At 60.6% G+C, this 19,833-nt stretch carries 17 protein-coding genes; all 17 read right to left on the bottom strand.

Annotated elements, in window-relative coordinates; translation table 11 throughout:
• Positions 1 to 32: 32 nt before the first annotated feature.
• Positions 33 to 956, bottom strand: a complete 924-nt coding sequence (locus AB0P14_RS16060) for an RluA family pseudouridine synthase (protein WP_363844482.1) — start codon at positions 954 to 956, stop codon at positions 33 to 35.
• Entirely contained in the window at positions 949 to 1,560 is a 612-nt protein-coding gene (lspA, locus tag AB0P14_RS16055; protein ID WP_363844479.1) for a signal peptidase II, read from the bottom strand. Before lspA ends, AB0P14_RS16060 begins: the two co-directional genes overlap by 8 nt.
• 176 nt (positions 1,561 to 1,736) lie before the next feature.
• On the bottom strand, positions 1,737 to 2,411 hold the full coding sequence (locus AB0P14_RS16050) for a DivIVA domain-containing protein (protein ID WP_363844476.1): 675 nt from the start codon (positions 2,409 to 2,411) through the stop codon (positions 1,737 to 1,739).
• A gap of 145 nt (positions 2,412 to 2,556) precedes the next feature.
• The gene (locus AB0P14_RS16045; RefSeq protein ID WP_363844473.1) at positions 2,557 to 2,847 is read right to left on the bottom strand and encodes a YggT family protein; all 291 of its coding nucleotides are present in this window, start codon (positions 2,845 to 2,847) and stop codon (positions 2,557 to 2,559) included.
• A 189-nt stretch (positions 2,848 to 3,036) separates the two neighbouring features.
• Complete coding sequence (gene sepF, locus AB0P14_RS16040) at positions 3,037 to 3,564, bottom strand: cell division protein SepF (RefSeq protein ID WP_363844470.1); 528 nt, start codon at positions 3,562 to 3,564, stop codon at positions 3,037 to 3,039.
• 78 nt (positions 3,565 to 3,642) lie between these two features.
• Positions 3,643 to 4,452 carry a YggS family pyridoxal phosphate enzyme gene (locus AB0P14_RS16035; RefSeq protein WP_363844468.1) on the bottom strand — a complete coding sequence of 270 codons (810 nt, stop codon included), beginning with the start codon at positions 4,450 to 4,452 and terminating at the stop codon, positions 3,643 to 3,645.
• A gap of 72 nt (positions 4,453 to 4,524) precedes the next feature.
• Entirely contained in the window at positions 4,525 to 5,262 is a 738-nt protein-coding gene (locus AB0P14_RS16030; RefSeq protein ID WP_363844465.1) for a polyphenol oxidase family protein, read from the bottom strand.
• A 67-nt stretch (positions 5,263 to 5,329) separates the two neighbouring features.
• Positions 5,330 to 6,499: a cell division protein FtsZ gene (gene ftsZ, locus AB0P14_RS16025; RefSeq protein WP_363844462.1), complete on the bottom strand. Its 1,170-nt coding sequence runs from the start codon at positions 6,497 to 6,499 to the stop codon at positions 5,330 to 5,332.
• A gap of 405 nt (positions 6,500 to 6,904) precedes the next feature.
• Entirely contained in the window at positions 6,905 to 8,170 is a 1,266-nt protein-coding gene (locus tag AB0P14_RS16020; protein WP_363844459.1) for a cell division protein FtsQ/DivIB, read from the bottom strand.
• Positions 8,163 to 9,608, bottom strand: coding sequence for a UDP-N-acetylmuramate--L-alanine ligase (gene murC / locus AB0P14_RS16015; RefSeq protein ID WP_363844456.1), 1,446 nt, complete (start codon positions 9,606 to 9,608; stop codon positions 8,163 to 8,165). The genes AB0P14_RS16020 and murC overlap by 8 nt, the downstream gene beginning before the upstream one ends.
• A 30-nt stretch (positions 9,609 to 9,638) precedes the next feature.
• A complete protein-coding gene (murG, locus tag AB0P14_RS16010; RefSeq protein ID WP_363844453.1) occupies positions 9,639 to 10,748 on the bottom strand; it encodes an undecaprenyldiphospho-muramoylpentapeptide beta-N-acetylglucosaminyltransferase in 1,110 nt (369 codons plus the stop codon).
• Entirely contained in the window at positions 10,745 to 12,019 is a 1,275-nt protein-coding gene (gene ftsW / locus AB0P14_RS16005; protein WP_363844450.1) for a putative lipid II flippase FtsW, read from the bottom strand. Before ftsW ends, murG begins: the two co-directional genes overlap by 4 nt.
• Complete coding sequence (gene murD / locus AB0P14_RS16000; RefSeq protein WP_363844447.1) at positions 12,019 to 13,572, bottom strand: UDP-N-acetylmuramoyl-L-alanine--D-glutamate ligase; 1,554 nt, start codon at positions 13,570 to 13,572, stop codon at positions 12,019 to 12,021. Before murD ends, ftsW begins: the two co-directional genes overlap by 1 nt.
• A complete protein-coding gene (mraY, locus tag AB0P14_RS15995; RefSeq protein ID WP_363844444.1) occupies positions 13,554 to 14,666 on the bottom strand; it encodes a phospho-N-acetylmuramoyl-pentapeptide-transferase in 1,113 nt (370 codons plus the stop codon). Before mraY ends, murD begins: the two co-directional genes overlap by 19 nt.
• A complete protein-coding gene (gene murF, locus AB0P14_RS15990; protein ID WP_363844441.1) occupies positions 14,663 to 16,162 on the bottom strand; it encodes a UDP-N-acetylmuramoyl-tripeptide--D-alanyl-D-alanine ligase in 1,500 nt (499 codons plus the stop codon). Before murF ends, mraY begins: the two co-directional genes overlap by 4 nt.
• On the bottom strand, positions 16,155 to 17,804 hold the full coding sequence (locus AB0P14_RS15985) for a UDP-N-acetylmuramoyl-L-alanyl-D-glutamate--2,6-diaminopimelate ligase (RefSeq protein WP_363844538.1): 1,650 nt from the start codon (positions 17,802 to 17,804) through the stop codon (positions 16,155 to 16,157). The genes murF and AB0P14_RS15985 overlap by 8 nt, the downstream gene beginning before the upstream one ends.
• Positions 17,805 to 17,935: 131 nt before the next feature.
• Positions 17,936 to 19,783 (bottom strand): penicillin-binding protein 2, encoded by a 1,848-nt coding sequence (locus AB0P14_RS15980; RefSeq protein ID WP_363844438.1) that lies wholly within the window; start codon positions 19,781 to 19,783, stop codon positions 17,936 to 17,938.
• Positions 19,784 to 19,833: the final 50 nt, after the last annotated feature.

Genomic DNA, 19,833 nt, shown 5'->3' with positions numbered 1-19,833 from the left:
TCAGCCTCCCGCCGTCGGGCATGCTACAGCCGCTAGTGCTCGCCGCGGAGATGATCCAGCGCGTAGCTCAGATCCTGCGGATACGGGCTGGTGACACTGACCCACTCCCCCGTGGCGGGGTGCGTGAAGCCGAGCTTGTGGGCGTGCAGCCACTGGCGTGTCAGGCCCAATTCGGCCGCCAAGCTTGGATCGGCGCCGTACGTGAGGTCGCCGGCACAGGGGTGGCGAAGAGCGGAGAAGTGCACACGAATCTGGTGGGTGCGCCCCGTTTCCAGGTGCACCTCCACCAGCGAGGCCTTGCCAAACGCCTCCAACACCTCGTAGTGGGTGACGGAAGGGCGCCCGTCTTCGATCACGGCGAAGCGCCAATCGTGGCCAGGATGGCGACCAATGGGTGCGTCGATGGTGCCTTGCAAAGGATCGGGCAAACCCTGAACTACAGCGTGGTAAACCTTCTCCACGGTCCGCTCACGGAAGGCCTGCTTGAGCACGGTGTAGGCGTGCTCGGTTTTGGCCACCACCATGGCGCCGGAGGTGCCCACGTCAAGACGGTGCACAATGCCCACGCGCTCCTGCGCGCCGGAAGTAGAGATGCGGAACCCGGCCGCAGCCAGCCCGCCCACCACTGTGGGACCAACCCAACCCGGCGAGGGGTGAGCCGCAACGCCTACCGGCTTGTCAACCACCACAAAGTGCTCGTCATCCAACAGAATATTCAAACCGTCCACAGGCTCCACAATGACTTCCAACGGGTCACGCCGTTCCGGAATGGTGACCTGTACGCTGGCGCCGGCAAGGAATTTATCGCTTTTGCCCATGGCCGCACCATTTTGTAGCACGTTGCCCTCGGTGCACAGCAGTGCCGCAGCGGAACGGGAGATTCCCAACAAGGCGGCCAGTGCGGCGTCGGCCCTGCTGCCAGCAACGTCCTCGGGAACAAGGAAAGTCTCAGTCATTGCGATGCCTATCGTCGCTGTTCCCATGCTCGTTACTCTTCTCCACTGGTGCCTGCTCGGCTGGGGCCTTGCCCGATTCCGACTTAGTACCGTCCATAGCAATCCCAAGGAGTGTCAGCAGACAAATCACGATCACGCCACCCACCACCGCCATGTCTGCCATGTTGAAGATGGCGAAGTTGGGGAAGGAGATGAAGTCCACCACGTGTCCCATGCCGAATGACGGCGGACGGAACAGCCGGTCTGTCAGGTTACCCAGGGCGCCGCCGAGAACCAAGCCCAGGCCGATCGACCACCAGACGGAGCCGATCTTGCGCGAGAAGACAATGATCGCGATGGATACGGCAGCCATGATGATGGTGAACACCCAAGTGAAGTTCTCACCGATGGAGAATGCCGCACCGGAATTGAGGATGTGGTACCACTGCAGGAGCCCATCGATGACGGGGATCTTCTCACCAATTTCCATGGTGGAGCTCACCCACCATTTGGTCAGTTGATCGCAAAGGTAGGCAAAGGCTGCAACGCCGAGCCAGATCCACCAGAAGTGGTGGCGGCGGGGCTTGGCAGCGGTTGCCGGAGCCGGCAAAGAGTTCTCGCTCATGACGCTTTCAGTTGTTTGGGTGTTAAAGCACAAGGATAGTTTCAATCATAGGCGGCTATATCCGCTCTCCCGGACCCACTGTATTCCGGGGAGCCGAACAAAGATCAAAGGCCGGTTTAACGAACTAAAGCCGGTGGAACAAGTTTCCTTGCTCCACCGGCTTGTAGTTTTTTCACTTAGGACTCTAGAGCGCCTTCGGCGAAGTCCGGGGCTGCCACTGAGCCACGGGCATCCAAGTCACGCAGCTGGCCTTCGATGTAGCTCTTCAAGCGTGAACGGTAGTCGCGCTCGAAGCCGCGCAGCTGCTCGACCTTGCGCTCGAGTACTGAACGCTGCTGTTCCAGGGCACCAAGCGTCTTACGGCTCTTCTCCTGGGCATCGTTGACGAGCGTGCTGGCTTCGATCTGTGCCTCGGCAATGATCTTGTCGCGCTGCTCAACACCGGCGTTGACGTATTCGTCGTGCAGGCGCTCGGCCATGGCAAGAACGCCACTGGCTGATTGTGCGGAGGAGCTCGGCGCTGCCGGAGCAGGCGCTGCCTCTACCTTTTCTTCAACAACGGGTTCCGGAGCCTTGACGGGCTCCACAACCTCAGGCTCAACGACAACGGGCTCGGCCTTGGCCGGCTCGGGTTCCTTGGCGAGCACCGGGGCTGCGGGAGCCGCGGCTACTGCAGCGTCGGAGCCACCGTCTGCGAGCTGCTTGCGCAGCTCGTCGTTTTCCTGGTGGAGTCGGCGAAGCTCAACGACGATCTCGTCAAGAAAATCGTCGACTTCGTCCTGGTCATAGCCTTCACGAAACTTTGTCGGCTGGAACCGCTTGTTGACAACGTCTTCTGGCGTTAGCGCCATTTAGTCACCTCATTGGTCTTATGTGAGTCAGAAACCGGCCGAAACCTGCCCGGACTGCGGTACCGAATACAAATCTGGAGATCTGAACTGGGGTCTTTCGCTTTTACAATATAACTTTTCCTCGGTGAAAACTAACGACGCGACCCTAACCGACAAAACTTCTTGTGATACTCATCCCAATGCCGACGGCAACCAGCAACAAAAGGAAGCCGATATCGAGGGCTACGGCACCAATTCTCAGCGGCGGAATCATGGCTCGGAGCTTGCGCAGCGGCGGGTCCGTGAGTCGGTACACCAGCGAGGCACCCACCAGGGCCGCACCCTTAGGCCGCCAATCACGGGCAAAGACCTGAATCCAGTCAAAGACCATGCGTAACAGTAACGTCAGGAAGTACAGCAGCAGGAGCAGGTACAGGAGAGCAAAGACAATTGTCACGCGTGTGCACACAATCACTAGGTGGCGGGAAAAGAACTGGCAGGAAAAGACGAGCCTTAAAACCAGAGTAAAGCAATCAGCTGGGGATTGACCCGACCCCACCGCTTCTTGCGGTCATCAGCTTAACGAACTGCCCGGACACTTTGTGCCCGGGCAGTTCGTTGAAAAACTTTTTATGTCGTTGTGCTACTAGCTCTGGTTGAAGAAGCTCGCCTGCGTGTCGGAGATCTTCTTGTCGTCGCCGAGCACCTCGATGTAGGACGGCGAGAGCAAGAACACCTTGTTGGTGACCCGCTCAATGGAGCCGCGCAGACCGAAGACCAGTCCGGCAGAGAAGTCCACCAGACGCTTGGCGTCGGCTTCACCCATGTCGGTGACGTTCATGATGACCGGAATACCATCCCGGAAGCTCTCCCCAATGATCTTTGCGTCATTGTAGGAACGAGGATGGACTGTGGTGATCTGGCGCAAACTTTCAGCCTCTTCCCGGGTAGATGCAGCACGCTTGATGGGGGTTACCGGAGCACGGTATTCGTCATCGCCGGCCTTGGGCGCCGAGGGTTCAGCTGCTGCGGCAGGAGCCGGGGCAGCGTCGCGCTCAAACACGTCTTCGTGGATGTCTTCTTTAGGCAACGGCGGAGCATGCTCCGCGTCATAGTGCTCGTCACCGTCGGCGAGCCCAAGAAAGATCATTGTCTTGCGCATAGCGCCAGCCATGGTTGCTCCTCATTAGTGTGCAAAGCTAGAAAACTCTGTATTCAGCGGGCGAACGGTATGCCTGCTGTTCTCAAAACGCTACAGCACCACCGGGCGGGGGCCGAGGATATCGGAACCGACACGCAGGTGTGTCGCCCCTGCTGCCATGGCCGCCTCCAAATCGTGGCTCATGCCCGCTGAAATAGCGGTGGCGTTTGGATGTGCAGCCACCAGCCGTGCCGATGCTGTTGCCAATAATTCAAACGCTGCCTCCGGCTCAAACCCCAGAGGCGCCACTGCCATGAGCCCGGCGAGACTGAGTCCCGGTGCACTAGCAATCTGATCGGCCAGCTCCATGATGGACGACGGCGCCGCCCCTCCCCGGCTGCTTGGCCCGCTGGCCGCCTGAGCGGCCGCGTCAGCGAGGCCTGCAGTCTCAGCGAGATCCGCGTAGGCTTCGGACAGATCTACTTGAATGAAACACTCCAACGGTGCCCGTCCGGTGGTGCCCAATTCCCTGGCCATGGCATTACCCAACGCCGTCACCAGAGAAGCTCTGTCAATGGATTGCACCGAATGTGCGTAGGCCGCCACGGACTTGGCTTTGTTCTTTTGCAACTGGCCAATGAAATGCCAGCGCAGTGGCGCAGCGCCTGCAGCGGCTACCTCCAACGCCTTGGACGCTGCCTCCTGGTCCCGGTTTTCGCCAACGTCAGCCACACCGAGGCTTTGAAGACGCAAGACATCTGCTGCTGGATGGAACTTGGTCACCACGATGAGCGTGGGTGTGCCCGAATCCGGCTGGCCTGTCCTCGACCGTGTCGAAGTGGACTGGGCAGCCGCAATTCGGGCCTTGACCGTGTCTAGACGTTCGGCGAGTTGAAGTGTACGGGGGTCCTGCGAATTCATGGGATCGGTAGCTTTCACTGCGCAATGGCTGCTGTTGGGGTTGATCTAAACGAAACGAACGCTGGCCTCAGGCTAAGGGGCCGAGACGACAAAGCCTATGAAGCGGCCCTCTGCCGAGCTGTCCCGAACGGCGCGGCGGTGAGAATGAAAGGCCGGGTTCTCAAGTGTGCACTCACCGCTGGGATGAGCTAGGACCTCAAGAGCGCGCAACTGCGCCACAACGGCGGCGGGCAGGTCCAGAGCCGGCGTTCCCCACGATGTGGTGGCGAACGATTCGGGCACCTGCGCAGCTACGGCGGCTCGCATGGACTCGGGAACTTCGTAGCAGCGACCGCAAATACTCGGTCCCAGCCACGCCTCGATCCGCTGCGCCCCTTCGGCCCGCATGCGCGCCACCACGGCTCCGATGACACCTGTCTCCACCCCGGGCCTGCCAGCATGAGCCACGGCCAGCGTCAGCCCGCCGTCGGCGTCTTCGGCTACTAAAACAACGGGAACACAATCGGCGACCATGACCGCCAGACCGGCACCCTTAGAGACCAAGGCATCGGCGGTTGGTGCCGGACCCGCAACCGCAACTGTCCCAGATTCCGAGCGCTCGGGAATTAGGGCTACCTCGTTTCCGTGAACTTGGCTCATATAGGCCAAGGACACCACAGCTCCGCTCAGCTCTGATAACTGAAGATTCAGCGCATCCCGGCGCAGGCTCACGTTGCCAGGATCATCCCCAACATGAAAGGCCAGGTTGCCTGTCTCCGTGCCGGTGAAACCGACCCATACTCCGGGGCGCACCTGCTGGACGGAAAACATCTATGCAACCTGACCATTCATCGTTGTTCTTCAAGGCTGGCAGCGATGGCTGCCGGCACTCAACCGCTTACTTGAGGAAGTCGGGGACATCCAGGTCATCGGAACGGTGGCCGGTGAGATCTGGTTCCACAATGGCTGGCAGTTCCACATCAAAACCGCCGTCGGCAGGAACGTGCGATGCCGACTGCTGGCCCCACTGGTTCAAATTGGTGACAGATGCGCTGCTGGGCACGGCCGCCGGAGCTGGCGGAACAGCAGCGGCAACAGGCTCGGCAACTTCCGGGGCAGAGTCAGGTGCGTCAAAACCGGCAGCAATGACAGTCACGCGAACTTCGTCACCTAGCGCATCGTCGATGACAGCACCGAAGATGATGTTGGCTTCGGGGTGGGCCACTTCCTGAACGAGACGTGCGGCCTCGTTGATCTCGAAGAGTCCCAGATCTGAACCACCCTGGACGGACAGCAGGACGCCGTGGGCGCCGTCGATCGAGGCTTCCAGCAGCGGGGACGCAATAGCGAGCTCGGCAGCCTTTACGGCACGGTCTTCACCGCGGGCCGAACCAATACCCATGAGTGCCGAACCGGCACCCTGCATGACTGACTTGACGTCAGCAAAGTCAAGGTTGATCAAGCCGGGAGTTGTGATGAGATCGGTAATGCCCTGGACGCCGGACAGCAGCACTTGATCGGCAGAACGGAAAGCGTCCATGACAGAGACGTTGCGGTCGCTGATGGAGAGCAAGCGATCGTTCGGGATGACGATGAGCGTGTCAACCTCGTCGCGCAGAGCCTCGATGCCGTTGTCGGCACTCGTGGCGCGGCGGCGGCCTTCGAAGGTGAAGGGACGGGTGACCACACCGATGGTCAAGGCGCCGAGCGAGCGAGCGATGCGAGCCACCACGGGAGCGCCACCGGTTCCCGTGCCGCCACCTTCGCCAGCGGTCACGAACACCATGTCGGCGCCGCGCAGGACTTCTTCGATCTCTTCCTGATGGTCCTCTGCTGCCTGACGGCCGACATCAGGGTTGGCGCCTGCGCCGAGACCGCGGGTTAGTTCGCGTCCCACATCAAGCTTGACGTCGGCGTCACTCATCAACAGCGCCTGGGCGTCAGTGTTGATGGCGATGAATTCGACGCCACGCAGACCCACGTCAATCATGCGGTTCACTGCATTTACGCCGCCGCCGCCGATGCCGACGACTTTGATGACTGCCAAGTAATTCTGGGGTGCTGCCACGTTACGTGTCCCTTGTTCGTATGTTGCTGAAAGATCAAAAAAGCGTGCCTTTGCTACCTAAAAAATCAATGCGCCTGCAAGCTGCCAGCATCAATCCTGGGAGCAACCTTGAAGCAATGCCTGAAGCTTTGGTAGCTTAACCTTCAACTTGAAGGTTATAGTTATGTCAACTAACTCTTGTCTGTGACGCTATGGTGCATCTGCGCCGCATGCAATTACCGCTGCCGCGTGTCGCCAGAATCCCCCAAAAAAACGTCTCAAACACCTCTATCCGTGTCGTTCCGTGTAGCTTCTGAAGGTTGCACAGCCACTTGGTGACTTGCAAGGCTAGTCACACGGTTACGTACAGCTGCCACCGTGCGATGGCCGCCACGCGCAAAACACCACCGGCACATCACCGCACCATCACCGCGTCACCGGATGGCGCGGGGCACTGACATCGAACACTTGAGCCGGCACGGGAGCTGGCTTGCCCGGCTGCGCCGTGGGCGTCGGAGCATTCAACAGCGATTCTAAAACCGTGGCCTTGAGCTCCATGTCACTGGCATTGCCCCACACCACACTGCGCCCATCAACCAGACGCAGTTCCACGGCGTCCGGGGACTTGGCCGTTGCGTTAGCCAGCTGGGTCAAGATGGATTTGGGCAGTGTCGCCAACACCGAAGTCATGGCCTGGAAGGTGTCCTTGCCGATTGCCGCATTGCCGCCATCAATGAGCGGCAGCGCTGCAGCGGCAGCATCCTTGGTAGTGCCGAGCTCAACACCGTCTTGGTCTACCAATGAATATGTTTCACCGTTCTGCAATAGCGCAACGGGTACCCGTTCCACGACGTGTACCACCAACGTGGACGGCGGCCGAGCTTCGATCCGGGAACTCTTGATCTGCACGACAGGTGCCAAAAGTGCCGAAACATCTTCGGCGGTCACCTGCGGCAGGGGGCGGGAGATGATCGGAGCCAAGGCCAGCCCTAAGGTGTCTTCGCTGACCAGCTTGTTACCCTCAAAGACCACTGTCTTCACCCCCAAAACCGGGGAGTAGAGGGCAACGCCCATGACCAAGGCCAGCACCGCCAAGACGCCGGCTGCCGTAAGCAAGAAGGCGCGTCGGCGGCGCTTGTAGCTCGGCATGGGAAAAGCCAGTACCTGTGCCCCTGTGTTGCCATCAGCTGCGGCATCTTCGGAAGCATCCGCCGCCGGTGCTGACGTGGCTGGTGCAGGCTTGGATGTAACTTTCTTGGTCGCTGCGGACTTCCCTGATCCACGCTTGGCCGAGCCTGCCTCAGCGGATCCTTCAGTGGCAGAACCAGACTTGGCTGCTTCGGGCGCGCGCGGCTTCACTCGGGCGCGTGGGCGCGGCACCCGGAGAAGATTCTTCGCCGCGTTTGTTACGACAGAGGGGTCTGCGCCTACAGAGGGGTCAGGGACTTCAACGGGCACCGGCAGCTTTGCCACCTTCTCGCTGGTTCCGCGCACCGTCCCAGAAAGCTGTGGGACGCCTGAAACAGCAGCAGTCTTCGCAGCAGCGCCGCTCGGGGCCGGATCCTTCGCCCCTGTTTTCTTAGGGTCTGATTTCTTCGGGTCAGCAGCCTTCGCAGCTCCCGTAGCTGCTGTGGTCTGCGCAGCGGCGGGGATGCGGGTGCGGATGACTCGAGGCTTACGTGGTTCAGCCATTGCCGCCCTCGCTGCCAGCAGATAGCGCCGCAACCAGAACTGGGCCGAACTCGGTGACATCTCCTGCGCCCACGGTCAAAATGATGTCTCCGGCAACAGCAGCACGGCACAAAGCAGCCACGGCCGCTGCGGGGTCCGGGGCGTACCCGAAGGGTTTGTTCAAGGCGACTGTGATCAGCTCACTGGTGATCCCGGGAACAGGATCTTCGCGGGCGGCATAAATATCAAGCACGGCGACGGTGTCTGCCAGATTCAATGCCTGTGCAAATTCGGTGGCGAATTCTGCGGTCCGGGAAAATAGGTGCGGCTGGAACAGTACGTGCACCTTGTGTGCCCCTGCCACGGTCCGGGCGGCTAGCAACGCGGCCCGGACTTCGGTGGGGTGATGGGCGTAGTCGTCAAAGACGGCCACCCCGCGGGCCTCCCCCTTGGCCTCAAAGCGCCGGGCTGCGCCAGCGAAAGTGCCCAAGGCAGTTAGCGCACTGTTAGCGTCAACGCCCAGTACCAGCGCAACGGCCACAGCGGCAGCTGCATTGCTGAGGTTATGGTCGCCGGGAACCTGTAGCCGTAGTTCCAACTGAGCCGCCCCTGCAGCGTCGGAAGGACCGGCACTGCCCCACTCGGCGCCTTGCAGCTGCACGGTCGCGGTGGTGAACAAGCCGTCGTGGTGTCCGGGAATCAGCCTCACATCAGCGTCTTTAGCAAAGCCGTAGCTGATGGTGCGTGTTCCTGACGCCTTGGCCTGGGCAGCCAAGACGGCCGATCCGACGTCGTCCGCGCAGGCCACCAAGGTGCCACCGGGCGGGAGCAGTTCTACAAACTGTCCAAAGGCGGCGTAGACATTTTCGGCGGTGCCATAGTGGTCCAGATGGTCGGCTTCAAGGTTGGTGACCACGGCGATGTTCGGCCGGTAGTTGAGGAAGGAAGCATCGGATTCGTCGGCTTCGGCCACGAACACCCCTGCGGTGCCATGGGCCGCGTTGACGCCCAAGCCCTGGACTGTGCCGCCCACAGCGAAGGAGGCGTCCACTCCGGCACCGCGCAACATGACGGTGATCATCGAGGTCGTGGTGGTCTTCCCGTGGGTGCCGGCGACTGCAACCACCACATCTTCAGCCATGGCAGCGGCCAGCGCCTGTGAGCGGTGCAAAATGCGCAGTCCGGCCGCGCGTGCCGCGAGCAGTTCGGGGTTGTCCTCGCGGATGGCGGTGGAGATCACCACGGTGTCCACAGCAGCGATGTGCTCACCAGCCTGGCCCACGTGCACGATGGCGCCTAAGGTGGCCAATGCTCTCAGTCCGGCAGAGTCCTTGGCGTCAGAACCACTGACAGTGAGGCCCTGGCCCAGCATGATCCGGGCGATCGCCGACATTCCGGCCCCGCCCATCCCAATAAAATGGACCCGTCCCAGTTCGGCAAGTGTGGGTGGTGTGTACATCGTTGGGCTACCCTTATCCGTCATTTCCGTCTACTTCCCGCTCGCGGCGAACACCATAGCAGCCATACTCTCGGCCGCGTCACGAATGCCCAGTCCGGCGGCGCTGGCACCCATGCGTTCTAATCTGGGCGTATCCAGGCACAGCGGTATCAACTCCGAGCGAATCCAGGCCGCATCCAGTTCAGCGTCCGGCACCAGTAATGCCGCGCCAGCGTCAACGAGTCCGGCCGCGTTGCGCGCCTGTTCCCCGTTGCCGATGGGCAGGGGCACAAATACCGCAGCAAGTCCGACGGCGGCCACCTCCGACACTGTTCCGGCACCTGAGCGGCACAACAGTAGATCTGCCGCCGCGTACACGTCTTCCATCCGGTCCACGTATTCCACCTGACGGTAGCCCGGCGCAGCCAGCGGCTCGCCGTTGGCATCAAGCACTGTTTTTCCCTTGCCCGTGATGTGCAGGGTCTGGATACCGGCGTCGGCCAGTGCCTGGACGGAACCGGCAATGCCTTGGTTCAGTCGCAATGCGCCCAGCGAACCGCCGGTGACGATCAACGTGGGTTTGTGCTCCTCTAGTCCGAGGCGTTCCCGGGCCCCGGCCTGGGCGGAACCCCGTTGCAAGGTAGCAATTTCCTTGCGCATGGGCATGCCCACAAGATGAGCGTGCCGGATGGCTGTCGCTGCGAAAGCGGTCCCCACGTTGGTGGTGTAGCGTGCCCCGACTTTGTTGGCCAGACCAGCTGTGGTGTTGGCCTCGTGGATCACGATGGGAACACCGAGCGATTTTGCCGCCAAGTACATGGGCGTGCACACATAGCCGCCCACACCCACCAAAACATCTGCTTGGGCCTCTCGGAGAATCTTTTTGGCATCGCCAATGGCACGCACCATGCGCACTGGCAGCTTCACCAAATCCATGGAAGGTTTCCGTGGCAGCGGGATGCGTTGTACGAACGTCAGCTCAAAACCAGCCGCCGGCACCAGGGTGGCTTCCAGACCCGAGCTGGTTCCAACGGCCAAAATGGTGCTGTCCGGAGAGAACTCGCGGATGGCCGCCGCAATGGCCAGTAACGGGCTGACATGCCCTGCCGAGCCTCCTCCGGCCAGAACCACTGACAAGGGGGTTGGGTGGATCTGTGTCATGAAGTCTTCAAACTACTTTCTGGCTCTGTGCGGGAAAAGGAAAGGACAACTCCGACGGCGGCCAGCACCATGATCAGAGCTGTTCCACCATAGGAGATCAGCGGCAGTGGCACACCAATCACGGGAAGCAGGCCCACCACTACGGCGATATTGACCACTGCTTGGCCGATGATCCACGTCATGATCATGCCGCACACAACACGGGCGAAAGGATCATTGCGGGAGTTGATGACCCGGAAGATCGAGAAGGCGAGGATCACGTACAGCCCAACAATGACGAGGGTGCCTAGGAGACCGAACTCCTCGCCGATGATGGCGAAGATGAAGTCGTTGTGGGCCTCAGGAATCCAGTTCCATTTTTGCCGGCTCTGTCCCAGACCAACACCAAACCATCCTCCGGAGGCGAGGGCGTAAGCACCATTGATGTACTGATCGCAGGCACCTTCCACACTGCAGTCACCAAGCCAGGCGGCAAAACGGCCGGTCCTATTCGTGTCGGAGATGTTGGCAAGCACGGCAACGATGCCGGCCGCCACGACGGCTAGTGCCAGGTAACGCTTGGGCACCCCGCCAAACCAGAGACCCATCAGGACCATGAGGCCAATGATGATTGCGGTTCCTAGATCGTGGCCCAGCATGACCAGCAACAGGATCAGGCCGGCACCAATTCCCATCGGGATCAGAATATGCATGACCCGTCGAATCAGCGTCCCCTTGGCGGCGATGACTGCACCCATCCAGATGGCTAGGGCCAGTTTGGCAGCTTCCGAGGGCTGAAACTGGATGCCACCAATCCCCAACCAGTTCATGTTTCCGCCGGCGCTAACACCCAGGGGCGTAAAGACCAGAGCCAGCAGGAGGATCGCGATGCCGAGCAGAATCGGCGCAATTTTCTTCCACATGGTCGGTGGCACGCACGATAAGACGAACATCAGGACCAGCCCGAGCAAGGCAAAAGCGGATTCCTTCAGAAACAGATCATAGGGGTCCTGGCCCTTGGAGATGGTTTCTGCCGTGGATGCCGACAGGACAGTCATGCGCCCAATCAGGGTCAACGCCAGTGCGGTGCCCACGATCCAGTAGTAACCCGAAGTGGGGCGGCCGACCCGAGCGTTGAAGGCATCCCGGAATCGTTGGAATCTTTTGTCCTTGCCGCCCGTAGCCGGAGCGGTCAACGGCGCCGCACCGGCTTTAGCTTTCGTCACATTCTTGGTGGCCGCGGTGGGCACGCCTTTGGCGGAGGTCTTTGGCTGTGCGGGCGTTTTGGCCACTATGACTCCTTGTTGGCGCTTGCCCGTGATTCCAGCAGCTCCCGAACAGATTCAATGAAGGCATTTCCTCGGTGGGCGTACGAGGTGAACTGATCCATGGATGCTGAGGCCGGCGCCATCAGCACCGTGTCGCCGTCAGTTGCCAATGATGAGGCTACGGCCACAGCTTCGGCCATGACGGCATCCCCTCGCAGCTCGGAGCTGCTGGAACGCCTGCCACCGCTGGCACGCGTGGCAATGACCTGCACTCCCGGAGCCAGCCGCTCCAAGGAGCTGGCCAAATCTGAACTGTCGGCCCCAATCAGCACCACTGCCTTGAGCCGTGCTGCGTGGTTGCGGACCAGTTCGTCATAGTCAACGCCCTTGGACAAACCGCCGGCAATCCAGATGACCGGTTTGAACGCAGCCAGTGACGCCGATGCAGCATGTGGGTTGGTGGCCTTTGAATCGTTGACCCAGAGGACACCCTCGGCGTTGGCAACGGCCTGGATTCGGTGGTCACCGTTCTGGTAGTTCACCAGACCTTTGCGAACGTCATCAGGGGTCAGACCGCAGGCCCGCACAAGTGCTGCAGCAGCCGCCGCGTTGGCGACAAGATGCCGGGGCACCAGCTCGCCAATGTCACTAACCTTTGCCAGCTCGGCTGCCGAATCCTTACGTTCTGCAATGAAAGCCCTGTCCACAAGCAGGCCTTCTACAACACCGACCATGCTGATGGCCGGGATGCCGGTGGTGAATCCTACAGCGCGGCAACCCTCTTGCACATCGGCTTCTTGGACCATGCGCTCGGTCTCAATTTGCTCGGCGTTGTAGACGCACGCAACTTCGGTATTGGCATAGATTTTTGCTTTGTCGGCGGCATAGGCTGCAAAGCTGCCGTGCCAGTCAACGTGATCTTCGGCCAGGTTCAGGCAGACGCTGGCGGCAGGTGCCAGCGATTCGGTCCAGTGGAGTTGGAAGGTGGAGAGCTCCACGGCCAGAAAATCCCAGCCCTCAGGATCACGGACGGCATCCAGAATGGGGGTGCCAATGTTTCCGGCGGCAATGGCGCGCAGACCTGCCGCCTGCAGCATGGATTCCACCATGGTGGTGGTGGTGGTTTTGCCGTTGGTACCGGTGATGGTGATCCAGCGGGCGGTCTTCCTGCCCTCGCGCTGGCGCACACGCCAGGCCAGTTCAACATCCCCCCAGATGGGGATGCCCGCGTCTGCCGCGGCAGCCAACAGGGGGTGAGATGGCTTGTATCCGGGGCTGGTGACCACTAGTTCGGCGGGCTCACCGTTGACCTGCGGCAACACGGTGGAACTGTCTTCACCCAAGATCACCTGGGTGACCCCCACGATCTTGAGGGTGTCGGCGTTGGCCCGGGCGTCGTCGTCGTCCGAGGCGGCGACGACCACCACCTGGGCACCGAGCTCAGCCAAGGTGTCTGCCACGGAGAAGCCGGTCTTGCTGATACCGGTGACAACCACGCGCAACCCTGCCCAGTCGGCGTCCCAGCTGGTCAGTGAATCAAGTCGGTTTTGCAATGCACTCACAGTCGAACAATCCATTCAGCGTAAAAAGCTCCCAGTCCCACGGCGACCATGAGTCCTGCCAGGATCCAGAACCGGACAACCACGGTGACTTCCTTCCAGCCCTTGAGCTCGAAGTGGTGCTGCAACGGTGCCATGAGGAAGACACGCTTGCCCTTGGATAGCTTGAAGAAGCCAACCTGGATGATGACGGAAGCGGAGATGAGCACGAACAGGCCACCAATGATGGGCAGCAGCAGTTGCGTGCGGGAGAGGATGGCGAAGCCGGCAATGGCGCCGCCGATGGCGAGGGATCCGGTGTCGCCCATGAAGATCTTGGCCGGGGAGGTGTTCCACCACAAGAAACCGATCAGGGCGGCAAACATGATGACCGAGATCAGGGACAGATCCAACGGGTCGCGGACTTGGTAGCAGACGGTCTCGGAGGGCACCTTGTGGGAGCCACAGCCTTGGCTGCTCTGCCACAAGCCCATGAGGGTGTACGCGCCGAAGACAAGAATGGCGGCACCTGTGGCCAGCCCGTCCAAACCATCGGTCAAGTTCACGCCGTTGGTGGCTGCGGTGATGATCAGGTTGGACCAGATCACAAACAGCACCACGCCCAGGCCCGCACCGGCAAAGGCGAGGTTCAAGGAGGGGATATCGCGAGCAAAGGAAATGAACGTACTGGCCGGGGTAAGGCCATCGTTATCCGGGAAACCCAAGGCCATAACGGCGAAGGAAATACCCACAACAGCCTGGCCCAGCAGTTTCCCCTTGGGGTTCAAGCCGGTGTTGTGTTGCTTGGTGATCTTCAGGAAATCATCGAGGAATCCGACCAGTCCCATGCCCACCATCAAATAGATCATGAGGAGCCCGGAGGCTGTGGGGCCGGTGGAATTATTGTTGACCAACCACACGATCAAGTGGGTGATGAAGTAGGCGGCCACCACGGAGCCGATCACCACGGTGCCGCCCATGGTGGGCGTCCCGCGCTTGATCTGGTGGGTGGTGGGCCCGTCTTCTCGAATGATCTGGCCATAACCCTGTTTGACCAGGAACCTGATGAACAGGGGTGTACCGATCATGGCAAAGGCCAAAGCCAAACCAGCTCCAATGAGCAATGCAATCATGGCTGGGCAGTCCTTTCGCCTGTTGTGTTCTCACGTGCTTGTGTGGGGCTAATCCCCGTGGGTAATGCTATCCGATCACCTAGGAACCGCAGCCCTGCGCCATTGGAAGACTTGAATAAAACAATGTCCCCGGGAGCCAACTCTGCTTCCAAAACGGCGGCAGCGGCGTCCGCATCGGCGAAGAACATGGATTCATCTCCCCACGAGCCCTCCATAACAGCGCCGACATGCATGGCACGGGCGCCCTGGCCTACCACGAGCAGTCGGGAAATGTTCAGCCGTACGGCGACACGGCCCACGGCATCGTGTTCTAGGACCGACTCCTCGCCGAGTTCGAGCATCTCCCCCAACACGGCCCAGGTGCGCCGGGCCCCGCTGCCGCCAAGCTCTGCCAACGTGCGCAACGCTGCCCTCATGGACTCCGGATTGGCGTTGTAGGCGTCATTGATGACGGTCACGCCATCGCTGCGGTCGGTGCGTTCCATCCGGTAGCGGCTGGCTGCGCGCTGCTCATTGAGCGAGGCGACAATCGTTTCCGGTGTGGCTCCGGCTGCGTAAGCTGCGGAGGCGGCTGCGAGCAGGTTCGTCACATGATGCAGCCCTAGAAGCTTGCTGCTCACGTGCAGAGGCTCGCTATGGCCGGGGAAAATAAGGTCGAATTCGGGTTGACCGTCGGCATTCGTGCGCACTGTGCGGGCCAGCACCATCTGCTGCTCTTGGGCAACGTTGGCGTCAGCACTGCTAAAGAAACGCACCGGGGCGCCGGAACGCGCAGCCATGGCCCGAACCCGGCTGTCGTCAAAGTTGAGCAACGCACAGCCAGTAGCTGACAACGCTTCGACGAGTTCGCCTTTAGCGACAGCAATGTTGTCGATGGAGCCAAACTCGCCCGCATGGGCACTTCCCACCCCCAACACCACGCCCAGATCGGGGCGCACCATCTCACCGAGGTACTTGATCTGGCCCATCTTCGTGGCGCCCATTTCAATGATCAAATAGCGGGTGTTCTCATCTGCACGGAAAACGGTCAGGGGCACACCCACTTCACCGTTATAGGAGCCCACGGGGGCCACGGTGGGACCCAGCGCAGACAAAATGCCCGCCAAAAGATCCTTAGTGGTGGTCTTGCCGGCGGAACCGGTGATCCCAATCACACTCAGCGGAGAATGGGCGCGGATCTCTCGCACCACCTCGGCCGCGATCGATCCCATGGCGAGCACGGAGTCGGCGACGATGACAGCTGGAAAGGGAGCTCCGGCGTCGTCCGCGGTTTCCCGCTCGGCAAGAGCCAACACGGCGCCGGAAGCGAAGGCTGCTGTGATGAAGTTATGACCGTCGGCCGCTTCCCCGGCCTTGGCCACGTACACGCTCCCAGCCACAGCATCACGCGAATCGGTGACGATGGCGGCGACATCAATGAGCAGATCCGGGTCGGTGCCCGGTGTCAGGGTGCCCTGGGTGAGCTCGGCGATGTGGGCTGCTGTAATTTCAATCATTAGTTGGCGACTCTATCTTGCTTGCTCCGGTAAGGGGGAATCCGTGGGCCACGAGAGCGGCACGCAATTCAACCCGATCATCGAGGGAAATATTGACCCCTTTGACCTCTTGATAAACTTCATGGCCGCGTCCGGCGACCAGAATAACGTCTTGGGCCCGCGCTATTTCCACGGCTCGGGCGATGGCTTCGGCACGCGGGCCGATCTCCTCAATGACGCGCTGAAGACCGCCACTTTGCTGGGCTTCATAGGCTCCGGCTAGAACACCGGCCCGGATAGCCGCCGGGTCCTCGTCATGGGGGTCGTCATCGGTAATGATCACCACGTCAGCACCCTGGGCAACCACGGCGCCCATGATGGGGCGCTTGGTGACATCACGCTCCCCCGTGGCACCAAACACGGCAATGACGCGCGCACCCGGCGTGTCTGGCCGGACGGCGTCCAAGGCACGGGCCAGCGCATCGGGGTTGTGGGCGAAATCCACCACGGCAACAGGAGCCGTGCCGATCAACTGCATCCGGCCCGGCACCTCCACCGTGAAGGGGTCATGACTGTCCAGCACTTCCTGCAGGCGCCTCAGCACCGCATGGTCCTGGGCGCTACTGCTATCCCCAGTCCCCTGCAGACGCTGTGAACCTTCGACGCCGGAACCGTCGTCTGCGGGCTTCGCAAGCAGCTGTGTGGTGACCATGAGCAACGCCAGCGCCGCGTTGGAAACGTTGAAGCCGCCGGGCAGGCCGGTGTGAACATCCAGAACTGCGCCATCGGGGCCAACGAGCGTGAAGCGGGAACCAACACCATCTCGACGAACATCCCGGACTTGCCAGTCTGCTGCAGATGTGACGTCCAGGTTCGTGGCTAGGGTGACAGTGGGGAGGGTGGAGGCCGCAGCCATGCGCTGGCCCCAGTGATCATCAACGGTGATGACAGCGTGGCGAGCATGCTCGGGAGTAAATAGGGCTGCTTTGGTGTCAAAGTAGCCCTCCATGCCGCCATGGAGGTCCAGGTGGTCCTGGGTGAGGTTGGTGAATCCGGCAACATCAAAGACCACACCATCCACGCGGCCAAACGCCAGAGCATGTGAAGAAACTTCCATGGAGGCGGCGCTGAGGCCTTTTTCGGCCATCAGTGCCAGAAGGGCGTGAACATCTGTGGATTCGGGCGTGGTCAGTTTGCTGGGAATTGCTTCCTCACCGGCCAAGATTTCAATTGTTCCGATCAGGCCGGTGCCGTGCCCCAGTGCCTGTAGCAGCGAGTTCAGAAAATATGTTGTGGTGGTCTTGCCGTTGGTGCCTGTCAGGCCGAATAAATCCAGATGGTGTGTGGAAGCTGAAGCACCAGCGGTGCCGTACACGCGTGCGGCGAGTTTTCCAGCCACGACGCGCGCGTCTGCCAACGTCAGAACAGGCACAGCGGGTGATTCCCCCATGAGGAGGGTGCCGGCGTCGTCCGTCATGATGGCGACGGCACCGGAGGCAATGGCCGCTGCGGCAAAGGAGGCCCCGTGACTGCGTGCACCGGGCAGGGCTAGGTACAAATCGCCTGGGTGGATGGCTCGTGAATCCAGGCTCACCCCGGTGATCCGCAGACTCGCATGGGCTTTCTGAGCGCTTGACCAAGCATCCGGGTTGATGCCCGCCAGAGTGGCCAGCTCTGCCAAGGTGGCACCGCTGTGGTGGCTGGGCCGCACGGTGCTGGCGGGGGTGTTCACAGGCACTTGTAGGGAATCCTTTTCTGCTCCACGATCGGTGGTGGCATGTTCTTTCTCCGCCATTACTTGTAGAACTTGGGGAGTTTGACGGGCGGGGTTGTTGACGGCGGAACATCGTTGCTACGAAGCACCTGGCCCATCACCTGATTAAACGTATACCCCTGAGTGACTCCATAGACGTTGCCCTGCGGCCGTTGGACAGTTATGCCCACCACATAGCGGGGATCATCCATGGGTGCCATGCCAATAAAGGAGGTGGTGTAGCCGTCAAAGCCCACACCGTTGTCCGCCGGAGCCTCGGCCGTGCCGGTCTTGCCGCCGGTGCGGTAACCGGGGATGTCAACAACCTTGTAGTCGGTCATGGTGACAACACCTTCGAGCATGTTGCGGGCATCCTTGGCCGTTTCCGGGCTGATGACCTTAACACCGTCAGCCTGAGGCACGGTTTCGACGGTTCCATCCGCGTGCGTGAAGGAGTCGATGATGGCGGGCTTGAGCCGGACGCCGTTGTTGGCGATGGTCTGGAAAACCATGGTGGTTTGGAGCGGAGTTTGGGCAACACCCTGGCCGAACAGGACGGTGTACCGCTGACGGCCGTCCCAGTTCTGCCAATCCGCCAAGATGCCAGGGCTCTCACCCGGCAGTGCAATGCCTGTCTTCTCCCCCACACCGAATTTGCGCATGTAGTCATACCGCTGCTGCAGACTCAGCCGCGAACCGGCCATGACGGTTCCGGTATTCATCGAATCGGTGATGATGCCTGAGAGAGTGCGCTTTTCTGTTCCGTGCGTGAACGAGTCGGAGAAGGTCTGTCCGTCTACTGTCAAAGTTGGCGGGACCAAGAACTCGCTCATGGGCGTGGCCAAGCCTTCTTCTACGAGGGCCGCTGCGGTCATGATCTTGCTCGTAGAGCCGGGTTCCACCACCGAGCTGACGCTTCGAGAACCAATGTTGGCCGTGTCAGAGGCCGCCACATTATTGGGATCGTAAGAGTCACTGTCGGCGATAGCCACAACTTTTCCGGTCTTGGCCTCAACGACGGTGATGCTGGCCCACTGGGCGCTGTACTGTTCCTTTTGCTGCTGAGCAGCCTGCTGTGCATAAAACTGGATGTCTTGGTCAATGGTGAGCGTCACTGTTTGCCCATCAACAGCTGGCACGGTGCGTACGGGGGCTGTGGGAATGATGATGCCATTCTTCCCGGCTTGGTACGTGCGGGTGCCGTTGGTTCCAGTCAGCTTGGCGTCCATGGTCTGTTCAATACCTGCCAGAGCCTTACCGTCACTGTCCAGGAATCCAACGATCGGTCCACCCACGGCTCCCATGGGGTAGACACGTTTGGTAACGGATTCGGAGTAGATGCCCGGAACGCGCAGTTCCGCAACTTCCTTCTCCACGAGGGGGCTGACATCCATGGCGACGTAGTTGTGGACCTTATCGCCGGTCACGCTCTTTTTGACGTCTTCGAAGGGTAGATCCAACACTTTGGCCAATTGCGCGATGCCTTCATCGGAGGTGAACGTCTCCACTTTCCACTTCCCAGTGGCTGGATCGATCACGGTTTCGCCGGTTTTTGGATCGAGGACCAGACGGTCGTACTCGGGGTATTCGGCAAAGTTAATCTGCGAGACGGTGATGTTGTAGCGAATGATGCTTTCGGCCAGAACTTTACCTTTGGCGTCCACAATTTTCCCGCGGACAGCCGGCAAAACTTGCTCCACCTTGCGCTGATTCTCAGCAGCCTCGGCCATATTTCCAACATCTAGGCCTTGGACCAGGACAAGTCTGCCGCCAATGATGAGCAGAATGGCCATCATGGCAATGAATCCCCAGCGGAGACGCACACGACCGATCTTATTCAGTTGCTGTGCAGTTGCACCGTGTACGTCTGGACTTGAGTTTTCTGCCACTGCTTGAATCCCTTGCATTCCTTGCTTCGCAAAATCGTGAAGCACTCAGT

This window comes from Specibacter sp. NPDC078709, assembly GCF_040686795.1.
Lineage (GTDB): Bacteria > Actinomycetota > Actinomycetes > Actinomycetales > Micrococcaceae > Specibacter.
This window is presented reverse-complemented; position numbering and strand designations above follow the sequence as displayed.

What these genes read in the sequence shown, in the direction of transcription:
- AB0P14_RS16020 (WP_363844459.1), bottom strand. Translation starts at nt 8,170, where the DNA reads ATGGCTGAACCACGTAAGCCTCGAGTCATCCGCACCCGCATCCCCGCC.
- murF (WP_363844441.1), bottom strand. Translation starts at nt 16,162, where the DNA reads ATGATTGAAATTACAGCAGCCCACATCGCCGAGCTCACCCAGGGCACC.
- mraY (WP_363844444.1), bottom strand. Translation starts at nt 14,666, where the DNA reads ATGATTGCATTGCTCATTGGAGCTGGTTTGGCTTTGGCCTTTGCCATG.
- murD (WP_363844447.1), bottom strand. Translation starts at nt 13,572, where the DNA reads ATGGATTGTTCGACTGTGAGTGCATTGCAAAACCGACTTGATTCACTG.
- lspA (WP_363844479.1), bottom strand. Translation starts at nt 1,560, where the DNA reads ATGAGCGAGAACTCTTTGCCGGCTCCGGCAACCGCTGCCAAGCCCCGC.
- AB0P14_RS16050 (WP_363844476.1), bottom strand. Translation starts at nt 2,411, where the DNA reads ATGGCGCTAACGCCAGAAGACGTTGTCAACAAGCGGTTCCAGCCGACA.
- AB0P14_RS16060 (WP_363844482.1), bottom strand. Translation starts at nt 956, where the DNA reads ATGACTGAGACTTTCCTTGTTCCCGAGGACGTTGCTGGCAGCAGGGCC.
- AB0P14_RS16030 (WP_363844465.1), bottom strand. Translation starts at nt 5,262, where the DNA reads ATGTTTTCCGTCCAGCAGGTGCGCCCCGGAGTATGGGTCGGTTTCACC.
- AB0P14_RS16035 (WP_363844468.1), bottom strand. Translation starts at nt 4,452, where the DNA reads ATGAATTCGCAGGACCCCCGTACACTTCAACTCGCCGAACGTCTAGAC.
- murG (WP_363844453.1), bottom strand. Translation starts at nt 10,748, where the DNA reads ATGACACAGATCCACCCAACCCCCTTGTCAGTGGTTCTGGCCGGAGGA.
- sepF (WP_363844470.1), bottom strand. Translation starts at nt 3,564, where the DNA reads ATGGCTGGCGCTATGCGCAAGACAATGATCTTTCTTGGGCTCGCCGAC.
- murC (WP_363844456.1), bottom strand. Translation starts at nt 9,608, where the DNA reads ATGTACACACCACCCACACTTGCCGAACTGGGACGGGTCCATTTTATT.